This is a genomic window from Butyricicoccus sp. OF27-2pH9A, from assembly GCF_027693185.1.
GTDB lineage: Bacteria > Bacillota > Clostridia > Oscillospirales > Butyricicoccaceae > Agathobaculum > Agathobaculum butyriciproducens.
This window is the reverse complement of record NZ_JAQEXK010000005.1, coordinates 41,643-61,010: the sequence shown is the minus strand read 5'-3', so window position 1 is coordinate 61,010 and position 19,368 is coordinate 41,643. Positions and strand designations below refer to the sequence as shown.

Below are 19,368 nucleotides of genomic sequence, written 5' to 3'. Positions count from 1 at the left end.
ATAAAAATTCTGTGCAAACGATAAAAATCTCCGTATAAAATTTTCACAATGTGTATAAAGTGTAAAAGATTTGCGTTCGGCTTGTCTCTCGCGTTTTAGTGTGATAAAATGTGTATATTGGCGGAAGTCCGGGAAAAGGCTTCCACGTTATCTTTTGGAGGTCATTTTTATGCTGAACATGAACGAGGTCCGGCGCATTGTCGTCAAGGTCGGCTCCTCGACGCTGACTTATGACAACGGCAAGCCGAATATCCGCCGTATCGAGCGTCTGGTACGCACGATCAGCGACCTGCAGAACCGCGGCTTCGAGATGGTGCTCGTATCCTCGGGTGCGGTGGCGGTCGGCACGGCAAAGCTCGGTCTGGCGGAGAGACCGAAGGAGCTGTCGGTCAAGCAGGCGGCAGCGGCTGTCGGGCAGTGCGAGTTGATGCACATTTACGACAAGATGTTTCTGGAATATGGCATTAACGTGGCGCAGATCCTGCTGACGCGCGAGAATATCGTCGATGACGACCAGCGCACCAACATCCATAACACGTTTACCGCGCTGACCAAGATCGGCGTTGTGCCCATCATCAACGAGAACGACACGGTTGCAACCGCCGAGCTGAAGCATATCGAGAACTTCGGCGATAACGATACGCTGTCCGCGGTTGTGGCACGCATGTGCGATGCCGATCTGCTGGTTATCTTCTCGGATATCGACGGTCTGTACGACTCCAACCCGCGCACCAACCCGCAGGCCAAGCTGATTAACCACGTCGGCAAGATCGACGCAAAAATCCGCCGTATGGCGGGCGGCGCCGGTTCCGCGCACGGCACGGGCGGCATGGCGACCAAAATCACCGCCGCAGAGCTTTGCATGGACGCAGGCATTCCAATGATGGTCGCCAACGGCGATAAGCAGGGACTTTTGTATGATATTGTGGACGGTAAGGAAGTCGGAACTTTGTTTCAACGCGAACGCTAACGTATACCGTAGGGCGCGACGACTCGGCGCGCCGTTTCTAACGAATTGCAGATGGTTTACAGCGGCGTGCCGAGGTCGTCACGCCCTACGAGATAAATTGTGCAGATTATGAGGTGAATATATAATGAGAACGCTTATGCAGATTGCCGAGGACGCTCGCCGCTCCAAGTACGCGGTGGCGAAGCTCGGCACGAACGACAAAAACCGCGGCATTCTCGCCATTGCGGATACGCTGATGGCACATGCGGACGAGATCATCGCGGCAAACAGGATTGATATTGAAAACGGCAGAGCGGCAGGCCTGAACGACGGCCTGATCGACCGTCTGATGCTGGACGAAAAGCGCATTGCGGGCATTGCTGAGGGCTGCCGTCAGGTGGCGGCGCTGCCCGACCCGGTCGGTGAGGTGCTTTGGATGCACAAGCGTCCGAACGGCCTGAACATCGGTCAGAAGCGCGTGCCGATGGGTGTGATCGGCATTATCTACGAGGCTCGTCCGAACGTTACCGTGGATGCGGCTGTGCTGTGCTTCAAGGCCGGTTCGGCGTGCATTCTGCGCGGCGGCAAGGAGGCGTTCCGGTCCTCCATGTGCCTGACCAGGCTGATGCGCGAGGCACTGGCGGCCGAGGGTCTGCCGGAGAACGCTATCAATCTGGTGGAGGACACCAGCCGCGATACCGCAACCCAGATGATGAAGCTCAACGGCTATCTCGATGTGCTGATTCCGCGCGGCGGCGCGGGACTGATCCGCTCGGTTGTCATGAACGCGACCGTGCCCGTCATCGAGACCGGCACGGGCAACTGCCACGTTTACGTTGATGCGGCTGCCGACCTTGAGATGGCGAAGAATATTCTCGTCAACGCCAAGTGCCAGCGCCCGAGCGTATGCAATGCGGCGGAAAGCCTGCTCGTCCACAAGGACGTTGCGGAGAAATTTCTGCCGATGGCAGCAGAGGGCCTTGCACCCGATCATGTGGCAATTCACGGCTGCCCGCGCACGATGGACATCCTCGGTGACAGTATTGCGCCCGCGACCGATGAGGATTACGGCAGAGAATACCTCGGCTACGAGATTTCGTGCAAGGTGGTCGATTCGCTCGACGAGGCCATCGAGCACATCAACCGCTTTAACACCGGTCACTCGGAGTGTATCGTCACCCGCGATTATGATGCGTCGCAGCGATTCCTTGAGGAAGTGGACGCGGCGGCTGTCTATGTCAATGCGTCTACGCGCTTTACCGACGGCTTTGAGTTCGGCTTCGGCGCTGAAATCGGCATTTCTACCCAGAAGCTGCACGCACGCGGCCCGATGGGTCTGACCGCGCTCACCACCACCAAGTATATCATTTACGGAAACGGACAGGTGCGATAATGGATAAAACGATGGAGAAGGAATACAAGTGGCGTGCCGACGAAAAGCTGCTCGGTCAGGCGCTGCTATGGGCTTCCTCGCGGATTGGCAGCCAGAGCCGAACCATCAACATGGAATCCAGCTACTATGACACGGCGGACGGACTGCTGAAGGAACATCAGGCGGCACTGCGTCTGCGCCGCGAGAACGACCGCAGCGTGTGCTGCATGAAGCTGCGCAACACGGATACGCCGGACGGCATGCGTGCCCACGAGGAGTACCAGTGCGAGGCGGTCTCTCTGCTTGACGGTCTGCGCCGACTGCCCGAACTTGGAGCACCGAACGACCTGTGCGAGCGGGCGCTGGCAGCCGACCTGCAGGAAATCTGCACGGTTTCGTTCCGCCGGTGTGCGGTTCTGCTGCAGGAGGGCGATACCGTGTGCGAAATGGCGCTTGACGAAGGCGAATTGCGTCATAACGGTAAATCGGCGCCGCTGTGCGAGATCGAACTTGAGTATGTCGCAGGCAGTGAGGATACCTTCCACGCGCTTGCCGCAGAGCTGGCACAGCAGCTTGACCTCGTGGTTGAGCCGACCAGCAAGCTGGCGAGAGCGATGGCGCTGTAATTTTCGCTTTACAAACCGGTTCCTATACAGTATAATGGGAACTGCAATAGGGGAATGAGGTTCTCCCTTGGACAAACGTCCTAAACCGCTTCGATTATTCAAAGCTGATGACTTCTGCGTTAAATTTACGCAGATGCCATCGGCTTTTCTGCGTTTCTGGGAGGAAAAACAATGTTAACTTCACTCGCGCTCGTATTTCTGCTCGGTCTGGCTGCGGCGGCACTATGCAGCCGGATCGGTCTGCCGCGCATCATCGGTATGCTGCTCACGGGCATTCTGATAGGGCCGTATGTGATGAACTGGCTGGACGATTCCATTTTGTCCATCTCGTCCGAGCTGCGGCAGATGGCACTTATCATCATCTTGATCAAGGCCGGTCTGTCGCTTAACCTGTCTGACCTGAAAAAAGTCGGCCGACCGGCTGTCATGATGGCGTGCGTGCCTGCAAGCTGTGAGATTCTGGCGTTTTTTCTGCTCGCGCCGCACATTCTGGGCATCAACCGGATAGAAGCGGCCGTCATGGGTGCTGTGCTCGGTGCGGTATCTCCGGCGGTGGTTGTGCCGAGAATGGTACAGCTGATGGAAGAAAAGCGGGGAACAGGGCAGGGCATTCCGCAGATGATACTGGCGGGCGCGTCCTGTGACGATATTTATGTGATCGTGCTGTTCTCGACCTTTGTCGGCATGGCACAGGGCGGCAGTGCCAACATGATGGATTTCGTGAACATCCCGGTTTCCATTGTGCTCGGCGTGGCGCTCGGTGCGGCTGTCGGTCTGCTGCTGCACCTGTTCCTTGAGACCGCTTATCGGCACGGCTGCTATGTCCGCAACAGCACGAAGGTTATTCTGATTCTCGGCCTGTCGTTCCTGCTGATGGCGGTGGAGACATGGCTCAAAGGCATCGTGTCCGTGTCCGGACTGCTGGCCGTTATGAGCATGGCGTGCGTGCTCAAGATCAAAAGTCCGGAGAAAGTCACCAAACGTCTGTCCGCCAAGTTCGGCAAGCTGTGGATCGCTGCCGAAGCGATTCTTTTCGTGCTGGTCGGCGCGGCTGTGGATATCCGCTGCGCAGTACAGGCCGGTGCCGCCGCTGTGCTCATGATCGCACTTGCGCTCGTGTTCCGCGCGGTCGGCGTGAGCATCTGTATGCTCGGTACCGGACTGAACCGAAAGGAGCGCCTGTTCTGTGTGATTGCCTATCTGCCGAAGGCAACCGTGCAGGCGGCCATCGGCTCGGTGCCGCTGTCGATGGGTCTGCCGTGCGGACAGCTGGTGCTTTCGGTGGCGGTGCTCGCCATCCTGATTACCGCGCCGCTCGGCGCCATTGGCATCGACCGTACCGCCGGACGCCTTCTCGTGCAGGAGAGCCCGTCTGATATTGCAGAATGAGGATATGTTGGGTGCGTTTGTGATAACTGCTGTCATTTTTCTTGGCAGAAAATTGTGCAAAGTGTATATTTTTCGCTAAAGATGCAATTTCCTTCGTGAAATCTTGCAAAATTGCACGTTTCCGTGTATAATTAAAGTGAAATTTTAGGAGGGTAAAACATATGACTTTCGACAGCATAATCACAATAGCGGCATTCTGCTGTTACCTGATCTTTATGCTCTGCATAGGTATGTATTTTGTCGGCAAAAACCGCACGACAAATGAGTATTTTCTGGGCGGCCGACAGCTTGGCTCGTGGGTAACCGGCCTGAGCGCACAGGCGTCCGACATGTCCGGATGGCTGCTGATGGGCCTGCCGGGTGCGGCGTACCTGTCCGGTATTTCCGCAGGCTGGATCGCCATTGGTCTGGCAATCGGCACTTACCTTAACTGGCTGTTTGTTGCCAAGCGTCTGCGCCAGTACACCAAGACCGCAGACGACGCGATTACGCTGCCGCAGTTCTTCAAAAACCGTTTTCACGATGAAAGCGGCTGGATTTCGGTTATTGCAGCGGTGTTCATTCTGGTGTTCTTCCTGTTCTACACCGCGTCCGGCTTTGTATCCTGCGCGAAGCTGTTCTCGTCCGTATTCGGCATCCCGTATCTGGTTTCGCTGGTGATCGGTGCGGTGGTCGTTATCTCGTATACGTTTGCGGGCGGCTTTTTCGCCGTTTGCTGGACCGACTTCTTCCAGGGCATTCTGATGTTTTTCTGCGTGCTCGCGGTTCCGACCATCGCTATCTTCTCGATGGGCGGCCCGACCGAGTTCTTCTCGCAGGTGGAAGCGTTCAATCCGAACTTCCTGAATATGTTCGTTGACGGTGCGACCGGCGTGCCGTATACTGCAATGGGCATCATCTCTCTGCTTGCATGGGGTCTCGGCTACTTCGGTCAGCCGCATATCCTTGTCCGTTTCATGGGTATTTCGTCCCCGCAGGCGATTAAGAAATCGCGCCGCATTGCAACCATCTGGGTGCTGATTTCCCTGACGGCTGCAATCATGATCGGCATTTCCGGCCGCATGTTCCTTGGTGACAGCATTGTCCTGACCGACGGCAACCAGGAGACCATCTATATCAGCATGGTAGCGAAGATCTTCCCGGTATTCATCGCCGGTATCTTCCTGTCGGCTATTCTGGCAGCCATCATGTCCACTGCGGACAGTCAGCTGCTGGTTACCGCATCTGCGCTGACCGAGGACTTCTACCACAACAAGGTTCACAAAAACGCAAGCGAGAAGGAGCTGATGTGGGTCTCCCGCGGCTGCGTTATGGCGGTAGCAATTATCGCTGTTCTGATCGCAACCAACCAGAACAGCACCATCCTTGGTCTGGTATCCTACGCATGGGGCGGCTTCGGCTCTGCCTTCGGTCCGCTGGTTCTGTGTTCGCTGTTCTGGAGACGCACGAACAAGCAGGGTGCGTATGCCGGCATTATCGTCGGCGGCGTGGTCGATCTGGTATGGGCGCAGCTGTCCGGCGGCATCTTCGATCTGTATGAGATCGTGCCGGGCTTTGTGTTCGGTCTGCTTGCTATCGTTGTTGTCAGCCTGCTGACGCCGGCACCGACCAAGGCAGTGACCGATGAGTTCGATTCCTACCATCACTGCGTAGAGTAATCTGCAAAAGCAGAAGTTAAGGCAGCACCGCAAAATTTATTCGCAAATCGCTCTTGTTTAATTATGCGATATTGCCTTAAGAGTAAGTAATGTAAGTAAAGGGAATACCCGATGTGGTACCGCCCGGAATCAATGAGGCGAGGAGGAGACTGCTATGACAAAGCAGACCGGAATTGTAGACCGTTTTGAAGGCGATTCCGTAGTCGTTGAAGTAAACGGCAAAATGGTGAATTTCGACCGTGCCGATGCACCGGCAATGCTGTGCGAGGGCATGGTGGTCATCATCAAGGACGACCGTATCGTTGATATCGACGAGATCGAGACCCAGCGCATGGAAAACGATATGCGCCGTCGATTTGAACGAATTCTCGGTAAGAATACTGATTGAATACCCCAGTAAAGGAAAGGCAAATACCAATGGAAAAGAAACCCTTTTTGACGCTCCAGCAAGTGCAGGAGATCACCAAAACCTATCCGACTCCGTTTCACATTTACGATGAGAAGGCGATCCGTGAGAACGCCCGCAAGGTAAAGGAAGCATTTGCGTGGAACCCGGGCTACAAGGAATACTTCGCTGTCAAGGCGACGCCGACCCCGCGTCTCATCCAGATTCTGCATGAGGAAGGCTTTGGCTGTGACTGCTCCAGCCTGCCTGAGCTGCAGCTCAGCGATGTGTGCGGCGTAAAGGAGCATGACATCATGTTCTCATCCAACGTCACGCCGGCAGAGGACTACAAGCTCGCATCCGACCTGAACACCATCATCAACTTCGATGATATTACCCACCTCGATTTCTATGACAAGGTAGTAGGCGACTGGAAGGAGACCATGTCCTGCCGCTTCAATCCGGGCGGTGACTTCGTGCTGAACAACTCCATCATGGATACCCCGCAGGAGGCCAAGTACGGCATGACCCGCGAGCAGCTGGTCGAAGCGTTCAAGTACATGAAGCAAAAGGGTGTTAAGCATTTCGGCATTCACGCATTCCTCGCCTCCAACACGGTTGCCAATGAGTACTATCCGGCGCTGGCACGCATCCTGTTCCAGCTGGCGGTTGACGTGCAGAAGGAGACCGGCGTGCATATCGCATTCATCAACCTGTCCGGCGGCGTAGGCATTCCGTACCGTCCGTCGCAGGAGCCGAACGACATCATGGCCATCGGTGAAGGCGTACATCAGGCTTACGACGAGGTTCTTGTTCCGGCTGGCATGGACGATGTTGCCATCTACACCGAGATGGGCCGCTTTATCCTTGGCCCTTACGGCGCTCTGGTTGCCCAGTGCATCCACCAGAAGCATACCTATAAGGAGTATGCCGGTCTGGACGCCTGCGCTGCGAACCTCATGCGTCCGGCGATGTATGGCGCATACCACCATATCACCGTGCTCGGCAAGGAAAACGCGCTGTGCGATCATACCTACGATGTGACCGGCGGTCTGTGCGAAAATAACGACAAGTTTGCCGTTGACCGCAATCTGCCGCAGATTGACATCGGCGATTACGTTTATATCCACGATACCGGCGCGCACGGCTTCTCGATGGGTTATAACTATAACGCAAAGCTGCGTTCCGCAGAGCTGCTGCTTTGCGAGGACGGCTCGGTAGAAATGATCCGCCGCGCAGAGACCCCGAAGGACTACTTTGCAACGTTTGATTTTACCGGACTGTTTGATAATATTAAGTAAGAGTCTTATGCACACAGAAAAGGACCCCTTTGGGGTCCTTTTTGCGTTCTGTGGAGTAATTGAGGATTGAAAATGGAGAATGGAAAATGAACGTACAGATGAAACAATGTCTCCGGTTGGGTTTAACATAAGGGGGTTATTGGGGAACGGCGGGGTGAGGTCACCCCGCCCTACGGATAGTTGTTAAATGATATTAATGGATTATATTCGTAGGTGCCGTCCGTAATAACGAGCCAACGAGTTGCGCGACACGGGTATCCTCCAGAGGACCTTCTCTTGCCCTTCGGGCAATTCACCTTGTGTCGCGCCTGCGTAGAGTAAACCATATGTGTAGCAGTAATGTATCTGGCATTGCATAGAGGCAGGAGAATGGGCGGACACATTGGTCCGCCTCTACGGAAGAAAAAATCCTCTGCCGTTCCTTTATAGTCTCAGTTCTGCAAATTTCGCCGTGCTATCCCAAAGGGAAAGGGGTGAAAATCAGAGGGTGGAAACCGCAGGTGTCTACCCTCTTGTGCCCCTGCCGGGTAGGCAAACCAATGTTAAATGTGTGTAAAGCCTGCGTATTAACGCAATTTTTATTGACAGTACCATGTAAAAACAATATAATTAAAATGTATGCGAATTGTGAAGAAATAATGAAAATGATTATGTAACAAAACGGGAGGAAGCATATGGATTTTGATGTGCTGTCAATCGTGCAGATGATCGGCGGTCTTGCGCTGTTCATCTACGGTATGACGACAATGGGAAAAGGTTTGGAGCGCGCAGCAGGCTCTAAACTGGAGAAAACGCTTGAAAAAATGACGGGCAATGTCGTTACTGCTCTGCTGATGGGCATGGTCGTTACCATGGTCATTCAATCTTCGTCCGCAACGACCGTTATGGTTGTCGGCTTTGTAAACGCCGGTATCATGACGCTCAAGCAGTCGGTCGGCGTTATCCTCGGTGCCAACATCGGTACCACGATTACCGCGCAGATCCTGCGTCTGTCCGGCGGCGAGGGCAGCGGCAGCCTGTTCATGGATCTGCTCAAGCCGAAGAATCTGGCATATATCATCGTACTTGTCGGCGTAATCATTATGATGATTGCAAAAAAGCGCCGTACCCGCGATATCGCGGATATCTTCACCGGCTTTGGTATTCTGTTCATCGGCATGTCGGTCATGGAGGGCGCGGTTGCACCGCTGGCTGATCTGCCGCAGTTCGCGGATCTGTTCGCTGCTATCTCCAATCCGGTGCTCGGCGTGCTGGTCGGCGCGGGCGTTACCGCGATCATCCAGTCGTCCTCCGCATCGGTTGGTATTCTGCAGGCGCTGTCCACCACGGGTGCGATCACCTATTCGGCTGCTATCCCGATCATCCTCGGTCAGAACATCGGTACCTGTATCACCGCATTCCTGTCCTCGGTGGGCGGCTCCAAGAATGCCCGCCGTACCGCGATGGTACACTTCTACTTCAACCTGATCGGCTCCATCCTGTTCCTGATCGGCATTTATGCGATTCAGTACACGGTTGGTTTCTCTTTCTGGGATAACGCAATCGACAAGGGCGGCATCGCAAACTTCCATACGCTGTTCAATCTCACCTGTACGGTGCTGTTCCTGCCGTTCACCGGTCTGCTGGTCAAGCTGGCAACGGCGAGCGTGCCCGCAGAGGAGACGCAGGAGGACCCGCTGGCAAAGCTGGAGCCTCGCTTCCTGACCACGCCGTCCCTGGCACTCGATCAGGCACAGCGCTGCATTGCTGACATGGGCGACACTGCCAAGCAGAATTTCCATCTGGCAACCGACCCGCTGTTCGGCGGCGCGGCTGCAAACGAGGAGATCTTCCACGAGCACGAGGCCTTCCTCGACCGTGCAGAGGTTGAGATTGGCCGTTACCTGACCACCATCCACAACATCCGTTCGGTCGATCAGCGCCGCCAGATGGCCGAGATGATGCACTCGCTGTCTGATTTTGAGAAGATCGGCGACTATGCGCAGAACATCTTCGAGCGTGCCGACGAGTTCCGTGAGGCCGGTCTGTCCTTCTCGCCGAGTGCGATGCAGGAGCTGCACACCATGTGCGAAGCGGTTGCCGAGGTGCTCGACATGACCGTTGACGGCTATGACAATCAGGCTGTTTCGACCGCCCGTATGGTCGAGCCGCTGGAAGAAGTCGTGGATACGATGAAGGAGCGTCTCAAGAGCCGCCACATCGAGCGTCTGGGTCGGAACGAGTGCACCATGCAGACCGGTATCCACTTCCTGGATATTGTGCATGACCTTGAGAAGATCAGCGACCACTGCTCGAATATCGCCATTTATACCATCCAGCTGGCCGAGGGCGCAGCCGAGTTTGATACGCACGCCTACGTCAAGCAGGCATATAAGGAGACCCCGCAGTTCGCGGAGAAGCTCAAATTCTATCAGAATAAGTACCTCACCAAGATTGATGAAGTCGAGGCGATGGAGTAATAAAAAAGAGAGATTGGGAAACCAATCTCTCTGAGGCTGTCGAAAAACTTTGTTTTCCGAACAGCCTCTCGCTCGAAACCACGCTTTCGAGCGAATCTCGAAGAAAAACCGCGTCCTGCGGACACATTTTTTCTTCCCTTGTATAAATTCCGAGGTACACGCCCCCGGAATTTATGAATTTGCAAAGCAAATTCGATTGAATGCGTGCTGCCGCACGAAGCATAAAAATCGAATATTGCTTTTTCGACAAGCTAAGAGAGATTGGAAAACCAATCTCTCTTTTTTAATTAGTAATTAGAAATTAGTAATGATTGCTGCATAGGATGAGGCTTTATTGCAGGGCGGGACAAGGTGAATTGCCCAAAGGGCAAGAGAAGGTGCTCTGGGGTATGACCTCATCCCGCCGTTGTAAGACAGAGCAGTTCGTGAAAAATGGCGGGCTGATATCAGCCCGCCCTACGGTTTACATGGTTACCAATTTGAGATGATTGCAAAATTATGACAGATTAACGTATTGCGTCGGATCTACTTTTTCATCATTGACATGCACCTCAAAATGCAGATGCGGGCCGGTGGAGTTGCCGGTATTGCCGGAAAGCGCGATTTTATCGCCCTTGCTGACCACATCGCCGACCGACACGAGCAGCTGTGAATTATGCCCGTACAGCGTCTTGAAGCCGTTCCGGTGGTCGAGGATGATATAGCTGCCGTAGCCGTTGCCGGAGTCCTCTGCAACGATGACCTTGCCGTTATCCGCGGCATAGACCGGCGTGCCTTCGTCCACGGCGAGGTCTACGCCGCCGTGCAGGCGGCCCCAGCGGTACTTGAACGCCGAGGTGAACGTGTAGCTGTTCAGCGGCACGGCAAATTCTCCGGTGCCGATGCCGACATTGCGCGTGCCGACCTCGACAATTTCGTCGGTGGCCTGCCGGAGCACGGTGCGCGCGAGGATGGTGCGCGTGCGCTCCTCACCGTCCACGGTTTCAATCTCGGCGGTGACCTGCGCTGTGCCTGCACAGCCCTGCCGAACGGTCTCGCGGTAGGTCTGGTCCTGATTTTTGTTCTCCTGCGTCACGGTATCGAACGGAATCTGCTCGGTGTAGGTGACGGCGCGGGTCGCAGTCACGTCAAGGCATTGCGACAGGGTATCATACAGCGCGGAATCGGTCTCTGCAAGCGCGGCTGGCGCAACGGCCTTGTCCACGCGGACGGTCTGCAGGAAGTGTACGTTTTCGTCTGCCGCTGTCGTGTACGCGGCCTTGATCTGGTCGAGCGCGGCCTGCGCGCCGTCCGTATCGGCGGCAATGGCGGTCTGTCTGCCGTCCACCGAAATAATGGCAAGCGTGTCCAGCTCGCCGCTGGCAGTAATGAGATTGCGTTCGAGTTCCTCCTGCGTCAGCAGCGGAGCAGCTGTCCGCACCGGTTTGGCCTGCAGGCGCAGCGGCAGGTAATAGTCCGTGCCGGAAACGGCAGACGCGCTGGATTCAACCGCGTTTACCGCGTTCAGCAGCGTTGCGCTGTCCTCGATAACACCGAGCGGCTGACCGTCCGCAAGCAGCAGCGTGCCCGGCCTGGTCAGCAGCAGAGCGGGCAGCAGGAACAGCAGTCCGAATACGCTCAGCGCACAGACCGAACGGCGACGGCCTGCCTGCCGCAGAACACCGGCGAACCGGCTCCAGACCGGCAGGTCGTATATGCGGCAGATCGTGCGGTCGAGCAGCAGGATGAGCCGCAGAAGCAGGTAGAGCAGGCGTGAAATCACGCCCAAAACAAAAGATAACAGGTTTCGCATGATGGTAGTATGGCGGAATGATGTGCGCCATATTCACTCCTTTCAATGGTTACAGTTTGGTAACAGCACCAAGAATACCCATTTCAGGGAGCGAAGTCATACGAAACCTGTCGCTAAGTTATCAAATTTTTATTTTTTGATGGGTGTGCCCGTAAAATCCGTGGGGAAAAAGCGCGGATCGAGCGGCTTCTGCTGATAATAGCGGTCGAGAGCGGCACGCTGCAGCGAGACCGCCAGCGGCACGGCGGCATCAAACAGATCGTAGAACGAATCCGTTCGCTCGCCGGTGCGGGATGTCCACGGACGGTGCTCCTGATTGGTGCAGTCCGCCGAGAGCGGCTCTGTCGGACGGATGAGCGAGGACGCAAAACCGGATTTGCCGATCAGGTGCTCGAACCGCTGCAGACGGCTGAGCGCAGAGGCACCCTGATGCGCGAGATGGTGCATGCGGCGCATATCGTTCATCGAGTGGTAGACGGCGGCAGGCGTGATGTGCACGCCATACGTCTCCCGCAGGGCCTGCGCCAGAATTTTCGCCGCGAGAGGGGACTCGGGCGCATCCGGCTCCAGCTGACGGTACGCTTCGTACTCGGCGGGCGTGTCCGAGACAAAATCCGCGATCATCACACCGTCGATGTCGCTCTCGACTAAATGGCGGCGTGCCTCGGCAGAGTAGCCCGGCATGAACTGCGACAGCCTGTCCGCCTGTGCGGAAACAAACGAATAGGTTACACGGCTGAGTGCATAGTGCGTGCAGAATCCGAATACATATGCGAGCGCAGCCGTGTTGTGCGACGCGACGGCGGCTTTGCACAGTGACTCGAACAGCGGCGCGGGCGGCTCGGTGCAGACGCGGTTCGCCAGTCTGCGCAGGGCGGACGGGAACGGCGCGTGATAGAGCGCCAGCGGGTCCGCTCCCTGCGAGCCCCATCGGTAGGCCGCCGGATAGGAGGACGCGATATGGGCGACCGAATCACTGGTTACGCGCTGTACGGTAGCCGCAAAAATATGGTAAGTGACATAAGAAGGCATGGCTTTTCACCTCTTGCAGACAAATTGGTATCTTTAGTATAGCGCAAAACATTGCAAAATTCCAGCGAAAGCGGTATACTATTTTTATGCAGAAAACGGGGAGCAGAAAATCCCCTTATAAAGTTGGAGGAATTACATTATGAAACTCGGCATCGTCGGACTGCCAAACGTCGGCAAGTCTACCTTGTTCAACGCAATTACGCAGGCAGGCGCGGAAAGCGCAAACTATCCGTTCTGCACCATCGACCCGAACGTCGGCATGGTTGCTGTACCGGATGAGCGTCTGCAGCCGCTGACCGATCTCTATCACGCAAAGAAGACCACGCCTGCTGTGGTCGAGTTCGTTGACATTGCCGGTCTGGTGCGCGGCGCAAGCAAGGGTGAGGGCCTTGGCAACAAGTTCCTGTCCCACATCCGCGAGGTTGACGCCATCGTTCACGTTGTCCGCTGCTTCGACAACGAGAACATCGTGCACGTTGAAGGCTCGGTCGATCCGGCCCGTGACATCGAGACCATCAACCTCGAGCTGATCCTTGCGGACATCGAGCACCTCGAGCGCCGTCTCGAGCGTACCCGCAAGGCTGCGAAGGCAGACAAGAAGCTGCTCCGTGACGTGGAGATCCTCGAGAACCTGAAGGCGCATCTGGAGGAGGGCAAGACCGCCCGCACCTTCGAGGGCTTTGGCGAGGACGAGGACATTGACCGCGTGATCGGCGAGAGCGACCTGCTGTCCGCGAAGAAGGTCATCTACGCAGCAAACATGGACGAGGAAGGCTTTACCGGCAACGATACCGAGAACGAGCGCCTCAAGGCGGTACAGGCCATCGCAGACGCAGAAGGCGCGATGGTTCTGCCGATCTGCGCAAAGCTGGAGGAGGATATCGCCGGCATGGACGCAGAGGAGAAGGAGATGTTCCTGTCCGAGCTCGGTCTGCACGAGTCCGGTCTGGATCGTCTGATCAAGGTCTGCTACGACCTGCTCGGCCTGATGAGCTACCTCACCGCCGGCGAGCAGGAGGTTCGCGCGTGGACCATCGAGAAGGGCACAAAGGCGCCGCAGGCTGCCGGCAAGATTCACACCGACTTCGAGCGCGGCTTCATTCGCGCTGAGGTTATCAACTATAAGGACCTCATCGAGCTTGGCTCGCTGGCTGCTGCCCGCGAAAAGGGTCTGGTTCGCTCCGAGGGCAAGGAGTATGTGATGCAGGACGGCGATGTTGTTCTGTTCCGCTTCAACGTCTGATTCAAACATTTTACGCAGACCACAGTCGTTTTGACTGTGGTTTTGCTTTGTAAAAGGAGAAATTTCGATTCCTGCAAGATGGTGTTTATCAGCAGATTTATTCGCAGGTGACAGGCGGTATAACGTGTTAAAAAGCTGCGCGGCACTGTTATCCCACAGGGGACGCTCTCTTGCCCGACGGGCAATTCGCCTTGTGTTGCGCCCGCGCGGTGTCAGCGCAAATTCCGTCCGCTTCGCAAGTGACCAATCCAAATTTGGCGACCACACCAAAATAATCCCTTGTTTTTTGTGCAGCTTTGCTGTATAATGGAGATGTGTTTTATAATACGGAACGAAGGGAAGCGTTTTCATGGCGGAGCAATCGACCGTTCAATCGCTCGACCGCGCATTCGATTTGCTGGAAACTCTGTGCCGCAGCCGCAACGGCATGAGCATTGGCGGTCTGTCTGCGGAAACCGGCCTGCACAAAAGCACGGTTCACCGTCTGCTGGCCAGCATGTGCGCGCGCGGCTATGTGCAGCGCGACGCGGAAACCAGCGTCTACCGCGCCGGTATGCGCCTGTGCGAGATGAGCAGCTATATTGTGGATAATCTGGATATTGTTGAGAGAGCACGCGCGTCGCTTGAACGGCTCGAGCAGTGCACGGATGAGACCGTTCACCTTGTCATGCGCGACGACAAGGACATTGTGTACATCCATAAAGTGGATAACGGCTCGTCTGCCATTCGTATGTTCTCGCGCATCGGCATGCGCCTGCCGCTGTACTGTACGGGCGTTGGAAAGGCAATTCTTGCCACATGGGACACCGCAGAGGTGCGCGACGTGTGGCAGCACAGCGATGTGCATGCGTGGACCGAGCACACCATCGTCGATGAGGACGCGTTTTTCCGTGAGATCGACAAGGTGCGTCAGCTTGGTTACGCGCTCGACAATGAGGAGAACGAGCTTGGCGTGCGCTGCATTGCGGCCGCCATTCCGGACTACCGCGGACGCGCGTCCTATGCGATTTCGCTGTCCGCGCCGGTCAGCCGCATGACCGACCAGCGCGTGGCAGAGCTGCGTGCGCCGCTCATGGCTGCGCGGGACGAAATCGCGCGCGCGCTTGGCGGCAGCCGCTTTTGAGGAGGGCAGAGCATGAACACACTTTCGGTTGTGCATGATGTGCTCCGGCGGCAGGTTCGGGAAGGCGATTTTTGTATTGATGCGACCGCGGGCAAGGGCAGAGACACAGCGCTGCTGTGCCGTCTGACAGGCGAAAACGGCCGTGTGCTGGCCTTTGATGTGCAGGAGGATGCCGTTCGGCAGACCTGCGAGCTGCTGGCGAAGGAGCATCTCAGCGCCGAGGTTTACCTCGACAGCCACGCTAACATGGCGCACTACGCCGAACCGGAGACCGTGGACTGCATCGTGTTCAATTTCGGCCGTCTGCCCGGCGGAGACCCGACAAAATTCACCACCGCAGAGACTTCACTGCCTGCTGTTGATGCGGGACTGAAGCTGCTCAAAAAAGGCGGATTGATGGCGCTTGCGCTCTATTACGGCAAGGAAAACGGCTATGAGGAGCGCGACGCGATTCTGGCTCACTTGCGGGAACTCGACGACCGAACCTATACCGTGCTCGGCTGTGAGTGGATGAACCGCAAAAATGATCCGCCGCTGCCGATTTTCATCTGGAAGGAGTAACGAATTATGCCTTGGTGCCCGAAATGCGGCGCGGAATACGTCGAGAATGTTCGTAAATGCAAGGATTGCGGCGTGGGGCTGCTCGACCATAAGCCGACATCGGACGAAATGCTGCCGCCCGACCCGAAGCCGACCGGCTGGCGGCGGTTTGTCACAAGAGAACGATTCCTGCGCGTGCTGAAAACGCTGATCGCCATTCTGCTGGCGCTGGCGGCTGCGCTGTCGCTGCAAGGATTACTGTAAACGTGTTGTAGATGTAAAAAGGAGAATGGAACGAATCCATTCTCCTTTTGTGCTGTCTGGGTTATTTTTGCTTGCGCAGGGCGCGGTGCATGATTTTGCCGGTCGCAGTGTGCGGCAGGGAATCAACGATGTTGTAGATGCGCGGCCACTTGTACGAGGACAGCATGGGACTGTTCGTGCAGTACTCCTTCAGCTCCTCAACGGTGAGGGAGGGATCGCTCGGCACAACATATGCCGCAACAACTTCGCCGCGCAGCTTGTCCGGCGCACCGATAACGGCGCTCTCTGCGACCTTGGGATGGTCGTTCAGCACGGCCTCAATCTGCGGCGGATAGATGTTCTCGCCTGCGGAAACGATCATATCGTCCTTGCGGCCGCGCACGGTGACGAACTCGTTCTCGTCCCATGTGCCGACGTCGCCGGTATACAGAAATCCCTTGTAGAACTTCTGCTCGGTCATTTCCGGGTTGTTGTAGTAGCAGAATGCGCTCTTTGCCGGAGAGGAGATGATGATCTCGCCCTCGGCCACGTTGTCGTGCGGGACCAGGTCGTCCGGCTCGGAATGGGAGCCGTCCTCGCGCAGCTTTACGATGCGGACCTCGTCGTCCGTACACGAGCGGCCGGCCGAGCCTGCGTTATCCGGCAGGTCGAACGGGCGCAGAAATGTGTTCCAGAAGGATTCCGTCGTGCCGTAGCCGTTGAAAATGTTCGGCGTGAGCAGCTTCATGTACTTCTCGCATGCGCTCTTTTCAAACGGCGCGCCCATGGTGACAATGCCGCGCAGCGCGGACAGGTCGTGCGGGGTGCGCTCCTGCGTGCGTGCGAGCATGGCAATGATGGTCGGTACACCGATCAGGAACGAGATGTTGTACTTCGCGGCATATTCCAGGCAGCGCTTCGGTGCAAAATCGCGCAGAATGACAACTTCGCCGCCCGCATAGAGGGTCGGGCACGGGCCGCCGGAGTGGATGCCGCCGCGGTGGAACCACGGGGTCATGTTCATCGTGCGGTCGGTCGGACCAAGAGGGAAGTGCATCATAACGTCATGCGCGGAAAGCACCTCGTTGATATTGTTGATCGGCACGCCCTTCGGACGGTTGGTTGTGCCGGAAGTGTACAGACGGGTGGTCTCGTCGTAGATGTGCGGGTCGAAGTCAATCGGCGGGTCGTTCTCCGGCTGATCGGCAACGTAATCCGCATAGCGCACCTGACCGGCAGGTACGGCATCGTCCGCGCCGACAACGATCTTGATGGCAGGCTTGCTCTCGCACAGGTCGAGCGCACCGCCGGACAGCTCGCCGAACTCGGCGTCGTAGATGAAAGCCTTGGGCGTGCTGTCGTCAATGACGAGTGCAATCTCGCCTGCGCCCTGCCGGTAGTTGACCGGACACGCGATCGCACCAATCTTGTGCGCCGCCAGATAACAGAAAACAAACTCCGGCGAGTTGAGCAGGGTGAACATGACAACGTCGTTCTTACCGACGCCATCCGCGCGCAGCGCATGCGCCAGACGGTTGGCTTCGGCGTTTAGTTCGCGGTAGGTCCAGCGGCGGCCGGAACGCGGGTCAAAGAGTGCCGGTCGGCTGCCGAAACGCGAAACATTGCGAAGAAAACCGTTCAGATAGGTGAAACGGGTTTCAAATGTGTCGCGGAACATGGAAATATCATAGGTGTATTCGTGACTCAAGGGATCACCTCGTAATAATTTGTATGGGGAATTAGCAATTCGTAATTACCTCAGGAAATGGGTTGTATGTAGAGTTAAAAACTACTTAACGAATATTATAATACCACACAATCATGGAATTGCAAGAAGAAAAATCTTACAGGGACACAGGCTGCATGCCGATGTCCCTGTTTGTTTATTTGTTTGACAGGAGGAGAATTGCTGCACAAGCTTCTCACTTCTACCGCCTCACTGTTTCTCGTATCGAGCAACAATCAGGCTGGAATTCTGTCCGCCGAAGCCGAGCGAATTGCTCATTGCGGCGTTGATTTCCGCCTTGCGCGCGGTATTCGGCACATAATCCAGATCGCATTCCGGATCGGGCTTTGCCAGGTGCAGGGTGGGCGGAAGAACGCCTTCCTCGATGGCCTTGATGCAGGCGATGGCTTCGGTCAGGCCGCCGGCGCCCATGAGGTGGCCGGTCGCGGACTTGGTGGAGCTCATCGGCGGTGCGCTTTCGCGGCCGCCGAACACGGTCTTGACCGCCAGCGTTTCGGCCTTGTCGCCGAGCGGCGTGGACGTGCCGTGCGCGTTGATATAGCCAATGTCGGACGGCTGCATGCCGGCCCTCTTGAGCGCCAGCTTCATGCAGCGGGAAGCGCCTTCGCCGTCCGGGCAGGGCGCGGTAACGTGGTGTGCATCCGAGGTGTTCGCGTAACCGGCGAGTACGGCGTGGATTTTTGCGCCGCGGGCGAGTGCATGCTCCTCGGTCTCGATCAGGAGAGCGCCGCCGCCCTCACCGATAACGAAGCCGTCGCGGTCAATGTCGAACGGGCGGCACGCCTGCTCGGGGTCGTCGTTTCGGCGGGAAAGCGCCTTGGCCTGCGACAGACCGGAAACGACGATCGGGCACAGAATGCTTTCGCCGCCGACTGCCAGAACCGCGTCTGCCTCGCCGGAGCGGAGCAGCATCGCTGCGGTCATGATGGCGTCGCCGCCTGCCGAGCATGCCGTGTTGAGCGTCAGGCTCGGGCCGTGAATGCCGTGTGCAATCGAGATCTGGGCAGCAGCGATGTTGCCGATGGTCATCGGCACAAAGCGAGGGCCGACGCGCTTGCCTGCGTCGAACGCAGCTTGCGTCTGTGCAACGGTGGTAACGCCGTCCATTGCAGTGCCCATGACGATGCCGATACGGTCGCTTTCGCTCTCGATGGACAGCTCACTGTCCTTGAGAGCCTCCTCGGCCGCAACAAAGGCAAACTGCATGAACGGGTCCATCGTGCGGGCCAGCGTTTTCGGCATGTAGGCAGCGGGATCGAAGTCCTTCAGCTCTGCCGCGATCTGCACGGGCAGCTCGGATGCATCAAAGCGGGTAATTTTTCCTACACCGCATTGTCCCTCCACCAGTGCGGACCAGTATGCGTCCACACCAATACCGATCGGCGTAACAGCGCCCATACCGGTGATGACCAATTTCTGTTCTTTCATGCTTGTTCCCCTACTTACTGAAATTTATGCGAAGGCCTGTCCGATAGTGATCAGGCAAATATATAATATGCGCTACTTAAT

General features: G+C 56.5%; 16 protein-coding genes and 1 riboswitch. Of the genes, 12 read left to right on the top strand and 4 right to left on the bottom strand.

Annotated features, from left to right (window positions below; genetic code table 11):
* The first annotated feature begins 169 nt into the window (after window positions 1-169).
* From proB to PG722_RS05885, 8 genes are all read left to right on the top strand, one after another.
* Complete coding sequence (proB, locus tag PG722_RS05920) at window positions 170-970, top strand: glutamate 5-kinase (protein ID WP_118563969.1); 801 nt, start codon at window positions 170-172, stop codon at window positions 968-970.
* A gap of 124 nt (window positions 971-1,094) precedes the next feature.
* Window positions 1,095-2,342, top strand: a complete 1,248-nt coding sequence (locus tag PG722_RS05915) for a glutamate-5-semialdehyde dehydrogenase (RefSeq protein ID WP_270579951.1) — start codon at window positions 1,095-1,097, stop codon at window positions 2,340-2,342.
* On the top strand, window positions 2,342-2,947 hold the full coding sequence (locus PG722_RS05910) for a CYTH domain-containing protein (protein WP_118285079.1): 606 nt from the start codon (window positions 2,342-2,344) through the stop codon (window positions 2,945-2,947). Before PG722_RS05915 ends, PG722_RS05910 begins: the two co-directional genes overlap by 1 nt.
* A 41-nt stretch (window positions 2,948-2,988) precedes the next feature.
* Window positions 2,989-3,071: riboswitch (Fluoride riboswitch) on the top strand.
* Between the two features lie 47 nt (window positions 3,072-3,118).
* Window positions 3,119-4,336: a cation:proton antiporter gene (locus PG722_RS05905; protein ID WP_270579950.1), complete on the top strand. Its 1,218-nt coding sequence runs from the start codon at window positions 3,119-3,121 to the stop codon at window positions 4,334-4,336.
* A gap of 161 nt (window positions 4,337-4,497) precedes the next feature.
* The gene (gene putP, locus PG722_RS05900) at window positions 4,498-5,994 is read left to right on the top strand and encodes a sodium/proline symporter PutP (RefSeq protein WP_118360204.1); all 1,497 of its coding nucleotides are present in this window, start codon (window positions 4,498-4,500) and stop codon (window positions 5,992-5,994) included.
* Window positions 5,995-6,148: 154 nt separating this feature from the next.
* Window positions 6,149-6,382: a DUF3006 domain-containing protein gene (locus tag PG722_RS05895; RefSeq protein WP_118647270.1), complete on the top strand. Its 234-nt coding sequence runs from the start codon at window positions 6,149-6,151 to the stop codon at window positions 6,380-6,382.
* Between the two features lie 29 nt (window positions 6,383-6,411).
* Entirely contained in the window at window positions 6,412-7,680 is a 1,269-nt protein-coding gene (locus tag PG722_RS05890) for a diaminopimelate decarboxylase (protein ID WP_118760924.1), read from the top strand.
* 674 nt (window positions 7,681-8,354) lie between these two features.
* Window positions 8,355-10,139: a Na/Pi cotransporter family protein gene (locus PG722_RS05885; protein WP_270579949.1), complete on the top strand. Its 1,785-nt coding sequence runs from the start codon at window positions 8,355-8,357 to the stop codon at window positions 10,137-10,139.
* Between the two features lie 496 nt (window positions 10,140-10,635).
* On the opposite strand, the gene PG722_RS05880 is transcribed toward PG722_RS05885, so the two are convergent.
* Together PG722_RS05880 and PG722_RS05875 are read right to left on the bottom strand one after the other, a co-directional pair.
* Window positions 10,636-11,931, bottom strand: coding sequence for a M23 family metallopeptidase (locus PG722_RS05880; RefSeq protein WP_270579948.1), 1,296 nt, complete (start codon window positions 11,929-11,931; stop codon window positions 10,636-10,638).
* Between the two features lie 129 nt (window positions 11,932-12,060).
* Window positions 12,061-12,963, bottom strand: a complete 903-nt coding sequence (locus tag PG722_RS05875; protein ID WP_116704816.1) for a hypothetical protein — start codon at window positions 12,961-12,963, stop codon at window positions 12,061-12,063.
* Window positions 12,964-13,102: 139 nt separating this feature from the next.
* Between PG722_RS05875 and ychF the strand changes: the two genes are divergently transcribed.
* The 4 genes from ychF to PG722_RS05855 all read left to right on the top strand — a co-directional run bounded on the left by ychF (window position 13,103) and on the right by PG722_RS05855 (window position 16,133).
* Window positions 13,103-14,206: a redox-regulated ATPase YchF gene (gene ychF / locus PG722_RS05870; protein ID WP_116704817.1), complete on the top strand. Its 1,104-nt coding sequence runs from the start codon at window positions 13,103-13,105 to the stop codon at window positions 14,204-14,206.
* Between the two features lie 349 nt (window positions 14,207-14,555).
* Window positions 14,556-15,329 carry an IclR family transcriptional regulator gene (locus PG722_RS05865; RefSeq protein ID WP_227110228.1) on the top strand — a complete coding sequence of 258 codons (774 nt, stop codon included), beginning with the start codon at window positions 14,556-14,558 and terminating at the stop codon, window positions 15,327-15,329.
* A 12-nt stretch (window positions 15,330-15,341) separates the two neighbouring features.
* Complete coding sequence (locus PG722_RS05860) at window positions 15,342-15,890, top strand: tRNA (mnm(5)s(2)U34)-methyltransferase (RefSeq protein WP_270579946.1); 549 nt, start codon at window positions 15,342-15,344, stop codon at window positions 15,888-15,890.
* Window positions 15,891-15,896: 6 nt separating this feature from the next.
* On the top strand, window positions 15,897-16,133 hold the full coding sequence (locus tag PG722_RS05855) for a hypothetical protein (RefSeq protein ID WP_270579945.1): 237 nt from the start codon (window positions 15,897-15,899) through the stop codon (window positions 16,131-16,133).
* Between the two features lie 61 nt (window positions 16,134-16,194).
* Here the strand turns inward: PG722_RS05855 and PG722_RS05850 are convergent, their stop codons facing one another.
* Both PG722_RS05850 and fabF read right to left on the bottom strand, forming a co-directional pair.
* Complete coding sequence (locus PG722_RS05850; RefSeq protein WP_270579944.1) at window positions 16,195-17,820, bottom strand: class I adenylate-forming enzyme family protein; 1,626 nt, start codon at window positions 17,818-17,820, stop codon at window positions 16,195-16,197.
* 228 nt (window positions 17,821-18,048) lie between these two features.
* Complete coding sequence (gene fabF, locus PG722_RS05845) at window positions 18,049-19,287, bottom strand: beta-ketoacyl-ACP synthase II (protein WP_270576054.1); 1,239 nt, start codon at window positions 19,285-19,287, stop codon at window positions 18,049-18,051.
* Window positions 19,288-19,368: the final 81 nt, after the last annotated feature.

Coding starts and splice junctions, on each gene's coding strand:
- ychF (WP_116704817.1), top strand. CDS start 13,103: ATGAAACTCGGCATCGTCGGACTGCCAAACGTCGGCAAGTCTACCTTG.
- PG722_RS05890 (WP_118760924.1), top strand. CDS start 6,412: ATGGAAAAGAAACCCTTTTTGACGCTCCAGCAAGTGCAGGAGATCACC.
- PG722_RS05910 (WP_118285079.1), top strand. CDS start 2,342: ATGGATAAAACGATGGAGAAGGAATACAAGTGGCGTGCCGACGAAAAG.
- PG722_RS05875 (WP_116704816.1), bottom strand. CDS start 12,963: ATGCCTTCTTATGTCACTTACCATATTTTTGCGGCTACCGTACAGCGC.
- PG722_RS05860 (WP_270579946.1), top strand. CDS start 15,342: ATGAACACACTTTCGGTTGTGCATGATGTGCTCCGGCGGCAGGTTCGG.
- PG722_RS05865 (WP_227110228.1), top strand. CDS start 14,556: ATGGCGGAGCAATCGACCGTTCAATCGCTCGACCGCGCATTCGATTTG.
- PG722_RS05885 (WP_270579949.1), top strand. CDS start 8,355: ATGGATTTTGATGTGCTGTCAATCGTGCAGATGATCGGCGGTCTTGCG.
- putP (WP_118360204.1), top strand. CDS start 4,498: ATGACTTTCGACAGCATAATCACAATAGCGGCATTCTGCTGTTACCTG.
- proB (WP_118563969.1), top strand. CDS start 170: ATGCTGAACATGAACGAGGTCCGGCGCATTGTCGTCAAGGTCGGCTCC.
- fabF (WP_270576054.1), bottom strand. CDS start 19,287: ATGAAAGAACAGAAATTGGTCATCACCGGTATGGGCGCTGTTACGCCG.
- PG722_RS05915 (WP_270579951.1), top strand. CDS start 1,095: ATGAGAACGCTTATGCAGATTGCCGAGGACGCTCGCCGCTCCAAGTAC.
- PG722_RS05895 (WP_118647270.1), top strand. CDS start 6,149: ATGACAAAGCAGACCGGAATTGTAGACCGTTTTGAAGGCGATTCCGTA.
- PG722_RS05905 (WP_270579950.1), top strand. CDS start 3,119: ATGTTAACTTCACTCGCGCTCGTATTTCTGCTCGGTCTGGCTGCGGCG.
- PG722_RS05880 (WP_270579948.1), bottom strand. CDS start 11,931: ATGCGAAACCTGTTATCTTTTGTTTTGGGCGTGATTTCACGCCTGCTC.
- PG722_RS05855 (WP_270579945.1), top strand. CDS start 15,897: ATGCCTTGGTGCCCGAAATGCGGCGCGGAATACGTCGAGAATGTTCGT.